This window comes from Rhodococcus sp. PSBB066, from assembly GCF_017068255.1.
Classification (GTDB): Bacteria; Actinomycetota; Actinomycetes; order Mycobacteriales; family Mycobacteriaceae; genus Rhodococcus; species Rhodococcus aetherivorans.
Window position 1 is genome coordinate 3,465,978 of the sequence record NZ_CP070859.1, and the last position, 13,571, is coordinate 3,479,548.

The following is a 13,571-nucleotide window of genomic DNA, read 5'->3' on the forward strand; positions in this document are numbered from 1 at the left end:
GCTCACTCGTTGTCGTTCGTGGCCTGGACGCCCTCGGCCTCGAGCTTCTGGATGTAGGCGACGGCGTCACCGACGGTGCGGAGGCCGGCGAGGTCCTCGTCGGGGATCTTCACGCCGTACTTGTCCTCGGTCTGCACGGCGATCTCGACCATGGACAGGGAGTCGATGTCGAGGTCGTCGACGAAGGACTTCTCGACGGTCACCTCGGAGGGCTCGATGCCGGTGACCTCTTCGATGATCTCCGCGAGACCGGCGATGATTTCTTCCTGGGTGGCGGCCACGTTGTGGCTCCCTTCTTCGTTTCGTCTTGCTGATCGGACCGGGTGGCGGATTCCGCCCGGATTCCGGGTGCCCGTCGAGGGCAGGTCCCGTACTGCGCGACGCGCGCGCAGCAAACTAGCCGACGCGGAGCGATTCGGCCAGCGCTGAGATCTCCTCAGGGGTCTTGAGTGCCGTGGTCGGCGTGCCGCGCATCTCCCGCTTGGCGATGCCGACCAGGGTGCCGGCCGGGGGAAGCTCCACGACCGCCGAGACCTCGGCCGCGCGCAGGGTCGCGGTGCACAGGTCCCAGCGCACCGGTCGGGTGACCTGCGCGGCAAGCTTGGTCAGCGCGTCCGCTCCGGATGTGACAGGTGCCCCGTCGGAGTTGGACAGCAGCGTGCGGGTCGGATCGCTGGGCACGATCTTCGCCGCGGCCTCGGCGACGGCTTCCTGGGCCGGGGCCATGAATACGGTGTGGAAGGCGCCGGCGACCGGCAGGGGCCGGATCCGGGCCTTCTCCGGAGCGTTCGCCGCGAGCTCCTCGAGTGCCGTGAGGCGACCGGCGGCGACGATCTGGCCGGCCGCGTTGATGTTGGCCGGCGTCAGGTCGAGTTCGGCCAGCCGGGCGAGCACGTCCTCTTCGTTGCCGCCGAGCACGGCCGACATCCCGGTCGGCTCGATCGCGCACGCCCGGGCCATCTCGGCACCGCGGACGGCGGCGAGCATGACCGCCTCGTCCGCGCTGATGACCCCGGCGATTGCCGCGGCCGCGAGCTCGCCGACCGAATGGCCGGCGACGATCGTGTCGTCCGGGACGAGGTTGCGGGCCTCGAGTTCCTCGTAGGCCAGCAGTGCCGTCGCGACGACCAGCGGCTGGGTCACCGCCGTGTCGGTGATCTCCTCGGCCGTCGCGGTGGTGCCGAGGCGTTCGAGGTCGAGGCCCGAGGCCTTCGACCACAGCTGGATGCGATCGCGGGCGCCGGGCTGCTCCAACCAGGAGGCGAGCATGCCGGGTGTCTGGGAGCCCTGACCGGGGGCGAGCAGCGAAATCACGATGATCAGAGAACACCCTGGACAGGGCCTTGCGAGATGTCGGTAGGGATGAACTCTCGCTTGCTGTTTTGTAGGGTTCCCACAAAACAGCACGTCGGCGTCCACCATCGACGGAACGCCGCCTCCCGTTACGTGCCCGGTTCGCGCAGTGTGAAACGGGAGACTGGTGGGACTGGAGTTCGTAATTCGTTATGACTTCGAGCCAGCCTTCCCACGGTGGCGGCTATCCGCAACACGTAAGCATCACGGGGATTCGTGGGGTCGCGGCCGGTGACTTCTGTGATCCGCTTGAGCCGGTACCGGACGGTATTTGGATGAACAAACAGCTGTCGGGCACAGGTCTCGACAGCACCCCCACAGTCGAGGTATGCGTCGAGGGTGTCGGCCAGCGCCGGACCCGCCTCGGTGAGCGGAGCCACCACGTCGTCCTCGAGCGCGGCGATCGCCCCCGCGTCGCCGAGCAGCGCCCGCTCCGGCAGCAGTTCCGCCGCATGCACCGGCCGCGGCGCTCCTCGCCACCCGGCCACCGCCTCCATGCCGGCCATCGCCTCGACCGCGGACGCGTGCGCCGACGCGAGGGTGGGCGTGGTGGGACCGATCACCACCGGGTCGTCGGAAAAGCTGCGCATCAGCTCGGAGCGGAACGTCATCGCCTCGATGCTGCCGTGCAGCTCCCCGCTGACCACCATCACGAGCCGCTCGCCCTGCACCACTGCCAGCGCGGCGCGGCCGTGCTGCTGCGCGATCGAGTGCACGGTCGTCACGACCGACACACCCTCGTTCGGCGGGGGAGTGCCGATGATCACGGTGGCCGGCGCCGTCGCATCCCAGTTCAGCGTCGCGGCGCGCGAGAGCATGTCCGAACCGGTGTCGCCGCGGACCACCGCGTCGACGACCAGCGCCTCGAGGCGGGTGTCCCAGGCGCCGCGGGACTCGGCCGCGCTGGCGTAGACCGAGGCTGCGGCGAAGCCCAGTTCCCGGCCGTAGCGCAGCGTCGCCTCGGTCAGTGCGACGAGCTGTTGCTCGTTGCGCGCCAGCGCGGGCAGCCACTGCTCGAAGAACTCCATGGCGGCGCGGACCATGTCCACGGTCTGGCGCAGCGTCAGCCGGCGTGCCAGATCCTGCGGGATCACCTGGAACGCGTCCAGGCTGAACCGCAGATCACTGTCGGGGTTGCGCACCCATTCGAGGAAGTCGACGACCGCCGTCTGGATGATCAGCTGCACGTTGGACCGCTGCGACGCGTCGAGATCCGCGAAGAACGGCAACTGCTCCTGCATGGCGTGGACGGCCTCGGTGGACAGCCGCCCGGAGAACTGCTTGACCCGGCGCAGGAGCGCGTCGGGCAGGGGATCACGCTCCGGCCGCGCCGGCGGCACCGGACGCCCGGTAGGGACGCCCGGTGCCCGCCTCGGACGCGGCTCTGCGGGTTCTGCGACCATGGGACGAAACTACGCCCGTCGCCCGCGGCGGAGCGGGTCGGATCAGGCCACGCCGGGATCCGAGGTCTGCTCCGGAGCCGCCGCCACGTCGTCGATGCGGTACCGCCGGGCCGCCTCGACCGCCTGCGAGCGATCGATCGCGCCGTCCCGGCCGAGGGCGGCGAGCACCGCGACCACCGTCGACTCCGCGTCGATGTTGAAGAACCGGCGCGCGGCCGGGCGGGTGTCGGAGAACCCGAACCCGTCGGCGCCGAGCGTCGTGTAGTCGCCCGGCACCCACTGCCGGATCTGGTCCGGTACCGCGCGCATCCAGTCCGAGACCGCCACGAACGGACCGGCGGCGTCGGCGAGGACCTTGGCCACGTACGGCGTCGGAGCGTCGGCACCCGGGTCGAGCAGCGCCTGCCGCTCGCACTCGACGCCGTCACGGCGCAGCTCGCCCCACGAGGTCACCGACCACACGTCCGCGGCCACGCCCCATTCGTCGGCGAGCATCTCCTGCGCCCGCAGCGCCTCGGGCATGAGCACACCGGAGGCGAGGATCTGCGCCTTCGGCCCGGAGCCCTCGCCGCGGCGGTACAGGTAGATGCCCTTGAGCAGGCCCTCGACGTCGAGGTTCTCCGGCTCGGCCGGCTGCACGTACGGCTCGTTGTAGAGGGTGATGTAGTAGAAGATGTTCTCGCCGCCGAACCCGTCGACACCCTCCGTGCCGCCGTACATGCGGCGCAGACCGTCCTTGACGATGTGCGCGAGCTCGTAGGAGAACGCAGGATCGTACGACACCACCGCCGGGTTGGTGGACGCCAGCAGCAACGAGTGCCCGTCGGCGTGCTGCAGGCCCTCACCGGTGAGGGTGGTGCGGCCGGCCGTCGCGCCGAGCACGAAACCGCGGGCCATCTGGTCGGCCGCCGCCCACAGCCCGTCGCCGGTGCGCTGGAAGCCGAACATCGAGTAGAAGATGTACAGCGGGATCATCGGCAACCCGTGCGTGGCGTACGAGGTGCCGACGGCGGTGAACGATGCGGTGGAACCGGCCTCGTTGATGCCCTCGTGCAGGATCTGCCCGACGACGCTCTCCTTGTAGGCGAGCATCAGTTCCGCGTCGACCGATGTGTACAGCTGGCCGTTGCGGTTGTAGATCTTCAGCGACGGGAACCACGAGTCCATACCGAAGGTGCGGGCCTCGTCCGGGATGATCGGCACGATGCGCGGACCGATCTCCTTGTCGCGCAGCAGCTCCTTCATGATGCGCACCAGCGCCATGGTGGTGGCCACCTGCTGCTTGCCGGAGCCCTTGCGGATCACCTCGTAGGCCTTGTCGTCGGGCAGCGTCAGCGGGGCCTTGGCGGTACGGCGCTCGGGCAGGAACCCGCCGAGCGCGCGCCGCCGCTCGAGCATGTACTGGATCTCCGGGGAGTCGTTGCCCGGGTGGTAGTACGGCGGCATCTTCGGGTTCGCCTCGAGCTCGGCGTCCGAGATCGGGATGCGCTGCAGGTCGCGGAAGTACTTGAGGTCCTCGAGCGTGAGCTTCTTCATCTGGTGCGTGGCGTTGCGGCCCTCGAAGTGCTTGCCGAGGGTGTACCCCTTGATCGTGTGCGCGAGGATCACCGTCGGCTGGCCCTTGTGCGCCATCGCCGCCGCGTACGCCGCGTAGATCTTGCGGTAGTCGTGGCCGCCACGCTTGAGGTTCCAGATCTCCTGGTCGCTGAGGTTCTTGACCAGTTCCTTGGTGCGCGGGTCGCGGCCGAAGAAGTGCTCGCGGACGAAGGCGCCGTCGTTGGCCTTGTAGGTCTGGTAGTCGCCGTCCGGCGTCGCGTTCATCAGGTTGACCAGCGCGCCGTCCTTGTCGGCGTGCAGCAGGGCGTCCCACTCGCGACCCCACACCACCTTGATGACGTTCCAGCCGGCGCCGCGGAAGAACGATTCCAGTTCCTGGATGATCTTGCCGTTGCCGCGGACCGGACCGTCGAGGCGCTGCAGGTTGCAGTTCACCACGAACGTGAGGTTGTCCAGACCCTCGGTCGCCGCGACGTGCGCGAGACCCCGCGACTCCGGCTCGTCCATCTCGCCGTCGCCGAGGAACGCCCACACATGCTGGTCGGAGGTGTCCTTCAGGCCGCGGTCGTTCAGGTAGTGGTTGAACCGCGCCTGGTAGATCGCGTTCATCGGGCCCAGGCCCATCGACACCGTCGGGAACTCCCAGAAGTCGGGCAGCAACCGCGGATGCGGGTAGGACGGCAGGCCGCCGCCCTGGTCGGCGTGGCTGGCCTCCTGGCGGAACCCGTCGAGCTGCTCGGCCGGGATGCGCCCCTCGAGGTAGGCGCGGGCATAGACGCCGGGGGAGGCGTGACCCTGGATGAAGATCTGGTCGCCGCCGCCGGGGTGGTCCTTGCCGCGGAAGAAGTGGTTGAAGCCCACCTCGTACAGCGCCGCGGAGGAGGCGTAGGTGGAGATGTGGCCGCCGACGCCGATGCCGGGGCGCTGCGCGCGGTGCACCATGATCGCGGCGTTCCACCGGATGAAGGCACGGTAGCGACGCTCGACCTCCTCGTCGCCGGGGAACCACGGCTCGTTCTCGGTCGGGATGGTGTTCACGTAGTCGGTCGAGGTCAGTGCCGGGATCGAGACGTGCCGCTCGCCGGCACGCTCGAGCAGGCGCAGCATCAGGTACCGGGCACGCGCAGGACCGGCGGACTCGAGCAGCCCGTCGAAGGACTCGAGCCACTCCGTGGTCTCGGCCGGGTCTATGTCCGGCAGGTAGGAGGCCACGCCCTCGCGGATGACCCGCACGCGGCCGTCGGAGGCCCCGCTGGTGTTCGGCGAGGATCCCGCTTCCGAGGCGCCTTGTGTGGCGGCGCTCGTCGAGGAATCGGGCTCGTGGATCAGGTCTGTCAACGTCTGCTCCTCATCGTGGTGGGGCGCGCAGGTGTGGCGCCCGCTCCGTAGGCCGGCTCTTGTGGGAGCCGACTCATCGACATCTGAACGAGATGCACTGCTCATCTTCCCCCATCGCGCGGTGGGAGGCATCCCCCCGGGTGTGAAGCGGCCGCGAGGCGGGTATCCGGACCGTTCGACTCCGCGCGGCAGAATCGGCGGTGCGGAGCTCCTCGCGGTAACGTCCCCGGAAGAATGTTGTGACTTTCCTTGCGATTCGGCTTGCGTTGAGCCCCCCGAGGATGTTCGCTTTGAAAAATCGCTCGTGACATCCGGTACGCGGCAGGCCCGCGGCCCAACCGAAGGAGGACACCACCGTGGTCGCCGCGGCGGACGCCCAGAACTACGTTCAGAAGCTCGGTATCACCCACGACCAGGTGGTTCAGGAACTCGGTTGGGATGAGGACACGGACGACGACCTGCGGGCCGCCGTCGAGGACACCATCGGATCGGACCTGCTCGACGAGGACTCCGACGAGGTCGTCGACGTGGTGCTCCTCTGGTGGCGCGACAGCGACGGGGACCTCGTCGACGCGCTCATGGATGCGATCGGCCCGCTCGCAGACGAGGGCGTCGTCTGGGTGCTGACCCCGAAGACCGGCCGCGCGGATCACGTCGAGCCCAGCGAGATCGCCGAATCGGCCACGACCGCCGGCCTGACCCAGACCTCGACCGCCAACCTCGGCGACTGGGTGGGCAGCCGGCTGGTGCAGCCGAAGGCCGCCCGCACCAAGCGCTGAGCGCACCGCTCAGTTCACCTCCACCGAAGTAAGGACGACCGACGCGATGGCGATCGAGGTGGGTGCCGAGGCGCCCGATTTCACACTCAAGGACCAGAACAACCAGGAAGTGACCCTGTCGAGCTTCCGCGGGCACAAGAACGTGCTGCTCGTGTTCTACCCGCTGGCGTTCACCGGGGTCTGCCAGGGCGAGCTGTGCGCCGTGCGGGACGACCTGCCGACGTACGAGAACGACGACACCGCGATCATCGCCGTCTCGGTGGGGGCCTCGCCCACGCACAAGATCTGGGCCGCCGAGCAGGGCTACACGTTCCCGCTGCTGTCCGATTTCTGGCCCCACGGCGCCGTCGCCCAGGCCTACGGCGTGTTCAACGACAAGTTCGGTTTCGCCAACCGCGGCACGTTCGTCGTGGACAAGGACGGCATCATCCGGTTCGCCGAGGAGAATCAGCCCGGCGAACCCCGTGACCAGGGCGCTTGGGTGCGAGCGCTGGCCGCGCTAAAGTCCTGAGGCACAGTCCGGCGGCGCGAGCCGTCGGATTTGCGGGCGTGTAGCTCAGTGGTAGAGCTCTGGTTTTACACACCAGCGGTCGGGGGTTCGAAACCCTCCGCGCCCACCAGGGGAGTGGCGGTGAAAGACCTGGTCAGCGGCCGGTCCCTCACCGCTCGAGGGGGCTTCTGCCCACCCGACATCCACTGCAGGGCCTTTACGTTGACACCCGCGGACACGGCCAGGCCGGGGCCGCGGTGTGCCGGGGATCGTGCGGCGTCACCCGGGGTCTTTGGGCTCTGTCGTGGCCGGGCCGGGTTTGCTGTGCTCGTGTTGTGAAGGTGCCGCTGCTCACGTCGTTCGAGGGCTATCGGGCCAACCAGATGGGACGTGACCTGCTGGCCGGCCTGACGGTGTGGGCGGTTCTGGTGCCCGAGGCCCTCGCGTACGCCACGATCGCCGGGGTGTCCCCGGTGATCGGCCTGTATGCCGCGCCCGCGGCGCTGCTCCTCTACGCGCTGTTCGGCAGCTCCCGGCACCTGGTGGTGGGGCCGATGGCGGCCACCGCGGCGCTTTCGGGTGCTGCTGTTGCCGGCATTTCCGGTGACGCCGATTCGGCAGCGCTGACGGCCGGTCTGGCGCTGCTGGTTGGTGCGCTCGGGATTCTCGCGGGGCTGTTGCGTCTGGGGTTTCTGGCTTCCTTCATCTCCGAGCCGGTGCTGAAGGGGTTCATCGTCGGCTTGGCGCTGACGATCATCGTCGGCCAGCTCCCGAAGCTCTTCGGAGTCCCGAGGGGAGAGGGGGACTTCTTCGAAAAAGCCTGGCACCTGGTCACGTCGCTGGGTGGGACGAACGGCTGGACGTTGGCCGTTGGCGCCGGCTCCCTTGCGGTCGTACTGGTCCTGCACAGGGTGTCGCCCCGGCTGCCCGCACCGCTGGTCGCGGTCGTCCTGGGAATCGTCGCCGTCTCGGTCCTCGGCCTCGACGCCAAGGGAGTGGAGATCGTCGGGCGGATCGAAGGCGGGCTACCTCCGCTCGGGCTCCCCGGCCTCCCTGGATCCGACTACGTCACGCTGCTCGCGTCGGCGGCAGGGATCCTGCTGGTGGCGTTCGCCGAGGGCGTCGGAGCAGCCAAGAACTACGCCGCCAAGGAACACTACGAGATCGATCCGAACCAGGAGCTGCTCGGGGTGGGCACAGCGAACATCGGCGCGGGACTGTCCTCCGGGATGATCGTCAACGGGTCCCTGTCGAAGACCGCGGTCAACGTCTCGGCCGGGGCGGTGTCGCAGATCTCTGGCATCGTCGTGGCGGCGCTGACGGTGATGACGCTGCTGTTCCTGACCGGTCTGTTCGCGAACCTGCCGGAGGCCACCCTCGCCGCCGTGGTGATCGCGGCCGTCACGAAGCTCGTCGACTTCCGGACGCTGCGCAAGTACGCGCGCCTGGCGACCCCGAGCCTGCGGCGGATCTACGGCGTCGCGGCGTACGCGGACTTCCTCGCCGCGGCGAGCGCCATGGTGGGTGTGCTGGTCTTCGACATCCTTCCCGGGCTCTTCCTCGGTGTCGCGGTGTCGGTCCTGCTCCTGCTGTTCCGGGCCTCTCGGCCCCACGTCGCCGAGCTGGGCCGCACACCGGACAAAAGCCGCTGGGTCGACCTGCAGCGCCATCCCGACGCGCTCACTGAGCCCGGAATCGTGGTGCTGCGGCCCGAGTCCGGCTTGATCTACGCCAACGCCGACAACGTGGCAGCGGCCGTACGCGGCCATGTCCATGACGACACGCGGGCCGTCGTCCTCGACACCGCAGCTGTGCCGGGAATCGACATCACCGCCGTCGAGATGCTGGACCGGCTGTATGCCGACCTCGAACACCACCACATTCGGCTGCTCTTCGCCGGCGAGATCGGCCAGGTGCGCGACCTGCTCAGCGCGACCGGCATCGCCAGTGTCGTTACAGACGCACACCCGACCGTCGACGCGGCCGTCACCGCGGCCCGTCGCAACCTCGACCACCCGCCGGACACCGACCAGAAGTCGGCGTGACCTCCCTGACGGCCGGTGGAGAGGCACCGGCCGTCAGGGCGGACCATTCCCGGTTGCTACGCGAGCGGTTCGATGTCGGGCAGTCTCCATGTCTTGTCGAACCACGGTTCCAGCGGACCGTAGAGCCGGACTATCGCGAACCAGCTCTTGCCGGGCAGGGTCTGGATCCAGTTGCGGCTGCCCTCCGGCCGTTCGGGACCGAAGTGGACGTCGACGGAGCCGTCCGCGTTCGAGATCATGTCGCGGTCGCTGGCAACGGTGGGCCATTCCTGGTCGGTCTGCAGCATCGACCGGGTCTGGGTGTCGTAGACGACGATCGACCAGAAGGTGTTGACCGGCACGTTCGGCGGGACGTGCAGCCGGTAGGTCCTGCCGCCGTCGAAGTGCGCGTCGGTGGCGTCGACGAACGCCGTGACATACTGCGATCCGGCGCCGACCATCTCCGTCAGGTACGCCGGACTCGATCCGCTCCCTATGAAGCCGAGCGCGGCGGCGGTGTCGAGCATCGCGGCGCCATTGTCCTGGAACTGGTAACCGGCGAAGAGGAAGACCCGCCAGGCGCCGTCCGGGTAGTAGCGTGCCTCGGGCTGGCGGACCCGGTAAAGGAGCGCGCGGGCGGTCGCGTCGCCGACCGCGGCTGCCTCGGTCAGGATTGCCCGCATCCGCTCGTCGGGGTCGAACGGTTTGCCGTGCTGGATGCCGACGGCGGCGAACATCCCCAGCGTGACCGGGTCGGATGACTCCGGCAGCTCGGACTGCACCACCTCGTTGAGCAGCTCCCAGTACTGGTAGTCGGCGGCCGGGATGGTGACCCACGGCTCGAAGGAGACGTTCACGAATCGCATCGGCGGCGGGTCGTCGGCCTGAGCCAGCGGGTAAGCCCGGGTCTTCGCCTTGATCATGTCGGCGGCCGGATGCGGGTCGCCGTGCTCGTCGCGGAAACCGCGCGAGACGAGGCACATCCCGTAGCTACGGGACCGCACCACGAAGTAGCCGTCCGGGACCTCGCCGTCGTATGCAGGCGGCAGGAACAGGTACTTGCCACCCTGGCCCTTGTCGGGTCCGGTCGCGCCGATGTCGACGACCCAGCGCCCCCACGAGTCGTCGATCAGGCCGTACACGTCGGGCGGGGCGTCCAGGACGAGGGGTCCGTCGTGGAGGTCGATCCACATGTAGAAGTACACAACGGTCGTGTGCATCGCCGGTCCGACGGTGCACGGGTGGCACAGGTCCTCCCAGAGCGCCATCGTGGTGTTCGCCGGGCCCCAGCGCAGCAGCCCCCGGCGCCACGCCGCCCACGACACCGGATGCTGCGCCAGCAGGTACGCCTGCACCGCCCGCTGGAAGTCCAGGTTGTCGAACAGTGTCCGGGTCGTCTCGTCGTCCGGGACTCCGTCGAAGGACCGCAGCGTGCCCAACCGGGTGCGGACCTCGTCCGGCATCTCGATGCCGGGCGGAATCGGGGTGCTGTTCGCATGTGAGGTCATCGCGTCCTCCTGTGTCGATAGCCCTTGCCGAGATTCTCCGCCGCCGACCCGACGGCTCGCGCCACCCACTCAGGATGCGCCGTCTCTGCCCTCACTGTGTGCCGGATCGACGAGGGAACACGGGACGGCGTGGTACACCCGTCACGGTCTCGCGGTCGCCGGTTGTGGCATTCATGAACCGCTGCCCTGGGTGGAAGGAGCGCACTCACCTGGGTGAGGCCGACCTGGAGGATGGTGACGGGTATCCCCGTAGCGCGTACGCACGACGCCGGGGATGTCATAGGTGCCGTCGAGCAGCTGCTGCAACCCACGCTGCCCAGCAGCCTGTTCAGGGTCCGGTACCTCACCGCCGGAAGGGCTTTTGCCCACATTCGCCCGAGCTCGCGCCTCCGAGGGGGCGCTCGCGACCGCCTCGAGGTCGTCGTCGAACAGCCGACCGAGCTGTCAGTGCGTTCGTTGAGCCAGTCGAGCGCGCTTCGGTGATCTTCACCGACCGTGTCGATACCCAAACGATGGCCGCGGCGTCGAAGCCGGCTGCGTACATCAGGCTCTGCCCAGGTGCCCGTGATCGGTTCGCTCGAGTTGGTTTCTCGATGACGACGGTGCGGCCGTTGTCGTCCTCCGCCTGGATGTCGAAGCAGAATTCGCCGACAGCGACCTGTGTGGACACGACCGTCAACGGCCTCTCGAGCTACTCAGCCGGGAGGTCGATGTTCTCGGCAAGCCAGGGCGTGAAATCACCTGCTTCTGACGTCGGGACACTGAGTGGGTCCGCGACTCGGCGCAGCCTTCCGAGGTCATTACCGTCCAGCTCCGTGGTTGCGATTGTGCGGGCGGCACCAGCCACCGGCGGCCGATTCTCCCAATCGAGGACCCGCCGCTTTTGAAAGGCACAGAAACGGGTAGGCGGAGTTCGCGAGGTTACCCCGGACTGGGAAGGCCCAGCTTCGGTCTGTTGCGGTCACCGGGAGAGGTAGAGATGGGGTTCTGGCTCTACAAGTGCAACGCCGCGGAAGGCGGGCCGTCCGGGTATTACGGTGACTGGCTACGGGGCGTGTTCAGTCGAGGTGCACCTGTCGAGTGGGGCGGGGACTACTCGACGCTGTCGGGTGAGGTGTCCAAGCATCTCGCCGAAGAAGTGACGGCCGGGGACGTGGTGGCGGCCTATCAGACCGATTCGAAGTCCGTGGTCGGGTTCTGCACGGTCACCAAGCTGACTGGGGAGCCCGGCGTTCGCAGAATCTACTTGCAGCCCATCCACTGGCTGACGCCGGCGTTCCCGGTGCACGAGCGAAAAGCGGGGACGCCCCTGGAGAGCTCGAATGCAGTCAACGGCCCCGCGGCGTTCCGCGAACTGCCGGATGCCGAGATGCAGGCCCTCGTGACGCTCAGTGGCGCACCCGATCGTGTGCTCGAGGGCAAGCCCGCGAAGGACGGATGGCGTCCTGTTCCGATACGCGATCCCAGTGAATTGATTGTGTCCCTCGACGAGGTCTGGGCCGGCCACACCCGCGGCTACTACGGCCTGGAAGAGTCGTGGCGGCAGGACGGCGTGGTTCTCGCACCCAAGTCGGTGACGTTCTTCGCGAGCTTGGACGATCTGCGGGACTACTTGCGGTGGAGGGTCGGGCAGTGGGAGGCGGACGGGTACGTGAGGACCGTCGGCGTGGAATTCCGAGCCACGGCGGCCCAACTCGTCGACGGTGACGAAGGCACCGGCGCAATGGTGACGTTGGAACCTTTTACCTACCGCGACACCCCTCCCGAGTTCGGAGGGACCGGCGACTGACGCCCGGAGGTGCCGTTCCGTCGGTCTACCGCGTGGTCTTCCCCGCCCTCTCAGCCGCTCCGCAGTGAGGCCGGATGGACGGCACAGCGTACGGACTACACGGCCCGGCAGCCGTCCGGCGCTGCGCCGACCGGCCCGACCCGATCCTCGAATCGTTCCGGCGGGTAACGAGTGCCGCTCGTTCGTCGCCCCCTCGGGTATGCGCCGGTCCCGCAGTGCCTGCTCCGGTGACCACCCCGACTCGACCGTGCGCAACGTCGTCACCTACATTCGGGACCGGCTCGAAGAGTCCGAGACCCTGCAGCAGGCGCAGGCGGCACCATGCAGCCGTTCTCGGCGAGCCAGGACCTGCACAGTGAATTCCTCGCCGCGGTGATCGGGAGCTATGGGCTCCTCGGCGGACCGGTCGGCGCAGATCCTCGACAACCAGGGATGTCGCAGAAGCTGCTGGTGGCGTTGTTACCGACCGTCTATGAGCGCCCGAAGGATGCAGTCCAGCACTGTTCGCCTACTCGGAGAAAGTCAGTCGATGGCGTAGTAGCGGTTGTAGGTCCCGTAGCCAGTTGGTTTGCGTCCGATGACTCCGCGCGCGACCAGTCTTTGCAGCCGGTCCTCGGCCTCACGGCGGGTGATGAAGGGCGAACCGGCGACCGTGCCCTCCGACTGGAAGGCGTCGTTCTCGACGAACAACTCGAAGGTTTGCCGGTCGCGGTCGTCGTCGAGCCGAGCCTGTATCGCCCGACGATGGGACAGCTCGAGCAGCGCAGCGGCACGTGCACTCGACAAACGCTTGCGTCGGGAGACGAACAGGTCGTAGGTCTCGCGGTCACGTCGGGTCGGTAGCAGGGCTTGCACCTCACGCCTGAAAGTCATGATCGCATCGAAGGGGTCGGGTTCCGCGGAGGGCACCGTCTCGGACTCCTCGGCCGGGGTGCCGGCATTCATCGCCGCGGTGTCCCGAGGCTCGCTCTCGTCGACGTCGTTGACGTTGTCGATCGGGCGGTAGATGCCGTCGGACAGTTGCTCGACCCGGCCCATCACGACAAGCATCGCGAGTCGTTCCAGGGCGTCCTCCGGGGTGATGCCCAATCTCCTGGCGAGGTACGTGGCGGTCACCGGCTTCGGTCGAGCACGCACGATGTGCAGGGCTTCGAGTGCCGCGTCCTCCGAGCAACCGGCGGATTCTTCGTCCGGGACGTCATTCGGGGCGGGGCCGGCATCGTCAACGACGGGTGCGAGGCCCGCGAGGGCAGCGGCCGCGGCAGCGGATGGGTCGTCGTCCTCGATGACGATGCCGTTGGGCAGAGTGATCTCACGATTCCCTCTTCGT

At 68.3% G+C, this 13,571-nt stretch carries 10 protein-coding genes and 1 tRNA gene; 5 read left to right on the forward strand and 6 right to left on the reverse strand.

The window, feature by feature from the left end; translation table 11 throughout:
- Window positions 1-2: 2 nt before the first annotated feature.
- The 4 genes from acpM to aceE form a co-directional block, all read right to left on the reverse strand.
- Complete coding sequence (gene acpM, locus JYA75_RS15895) at window positions 3-281, reverse strand: meromycolate extension acyl carrier protein AcpM (protein WP_006947659.1); 279 nt, start codon at window positions 279-281, stop codon at window positions 3-5.
- Between the two features lie 115 nt (window positions 282-396).
- On the reverse strand, window positions 397-1,314 hold the full coding sequence (locus JYA75_RS15900; RefSeq protein WP_029544298.1) for an ACP S-malonyltransferase: 918 nt from the start codon (window positions 1,312-1,314) through the stop codon (window positions 397-399).
- 128 nt (window positions 1,315-1,442) lie between these two features.
- Window positions 1,443-2,693 (reverse strand): helix-turn-helix domain-containing protein, encoded by a 1,251-nt coding sequence (locus JYA75_RS15905; protein WP_029544296.1) that lies wholly within the window; start codon window positions 2,691-2,693, stop codon window positions 1,443-1,445.
- 105 nt (window positions 2,694-2,798) lie between these two features.
- Window positions 2,799-5,651, reverse strand: a complete 2,853-nt coding sequence (gene aceE / locus JYA75_RS15910; protein WP_043800888.1) for a pyruvate dehydrogenase (acetyl-transferring), homodimeric type — start codon at window positions 5,649-5,651, stop codon at window positions 2,799-2,801.
- Between the two features lie 356 nt (window positions 5,652-6,007).
- On the opposite strand from aceE, the gene JYA75_RS15915 reads away from it, so the two are divergent.
- The 4 genes from JYA75_RS15915 to JYA75_RS15930 all read left to right on the forward strand — a co-directional run bounded on the left by JYA75_RS15915 (window position 6,008) and on the right by JYA75_RS15930 (window position 8,965).
- Entirely contained in the window at window positions 6,008-6,430 is a 423-nt protein-coding gene (locus JYA75_RS15915; protein ID WP_006947669.1) for a DUF3052 domain-containing protein, read from the forward strand.
- A 46-nt stretch (window positions 6,431-6,476) separates the two neighbouring features.
- A complete protein-coding gene (locus tag JYA75_RS15920) occupies window positions 6,477-6,941 on the forward strand; it encodes a peroxiredoxin (protein WP_006947670.1) in 465 nt (154 codons plus the stop codon).
- Window positions 6,942-6,975: 34 nt separating this feature from the next.
- Window positions 6,976-7,050 (forward strand) — tRNA-Val (locus JYA75_RS15925).
- A 205-nt stretch (window positions 7,051-7,255) separates the two neighbouring features.
- Window positions 7,256-8,965: a SulP family inorganic anion transporter gene (locus tag JYA75_RS15930; protein ID WP_082120253.1), complete on the forward strand. Its 1,710-nt coding sequence runs from the start codon at window positions 7,256-7,258 to the stop codon at window positions 8,963-8,965.
- 56 nt (window positions 8,966-9,021) lie between these two features.
- Here JYA75_RS15930 and JYA75_RS15935 read toward each other — a convergent pair whose 3' ends face one another.
- Window positions 9,022-10,452: a DUF1254 domain-containing protein gene (locus JYA75_RS15935; RefSeq protein ID WP_050035387.1), complete on the reverse strand. Its 1,431-nt coding sequence runs from the start codon at window positions 10,450-10,452 to the stop codon at window positions 9,022-9,024.
- Between the two features lie 979 nt (window positions 10,453-11,431).
- Here JYA75_RS15935 and JYA75_RS15940 point away from each other — a divergent pair.
- On the forward strand, window positions 11,432-12,241 hold the full coding sequence (locus tag JYA75_RS15940; protein WP_006947676.1) for a hypothetical protein: 810 nt from the start codon (window positions 11,432-11,434) through the stop codon (window positions 12,239-12,241).
- A gap of 522 nt (window positions 12,242-12,763) precedes the next feature.
- Here JYA75_RS15940 and JYA75_RS15945 read toward each other — a convergent pair.
- Window positions 12,764-13,357 (reverse strand): hypothetical protein, encoded by a 594-nt coding sequence (locus tag JYA75_RS15945; RefSeq protein ID WP_185713552.1) that lies wholly within the window; start codon window positions 13,355-13,357, stop codon window positions 12,764-12,766.
- Window positions 13,358-13,571: the final 214 nt, after the last annotated feature.

Coding starts and splice junctions, on each gene's coding strand:
- JYA75_RS15940 (WP_006947676.1), top strand. CDS start 11,432: ATGGGGTTCTGGCTCTACAAGTGCAACGCCGCGGAAGGCGGGCCGTCC.
- JYA75_RS15935 (WP_050035387.1), bottom strand. CDS start 10,452: ATGACCTCACATGCGAACAGCACCCCGATTCCGCCCGGCATCGAGATG.
- JYA75_RS15920 (WP_006947670.1), top strand. CDS start 6,477: ATGGCGATCGAGGTGGGTGCCGAGGCGCCCGATTTCACACTCAAGGAC.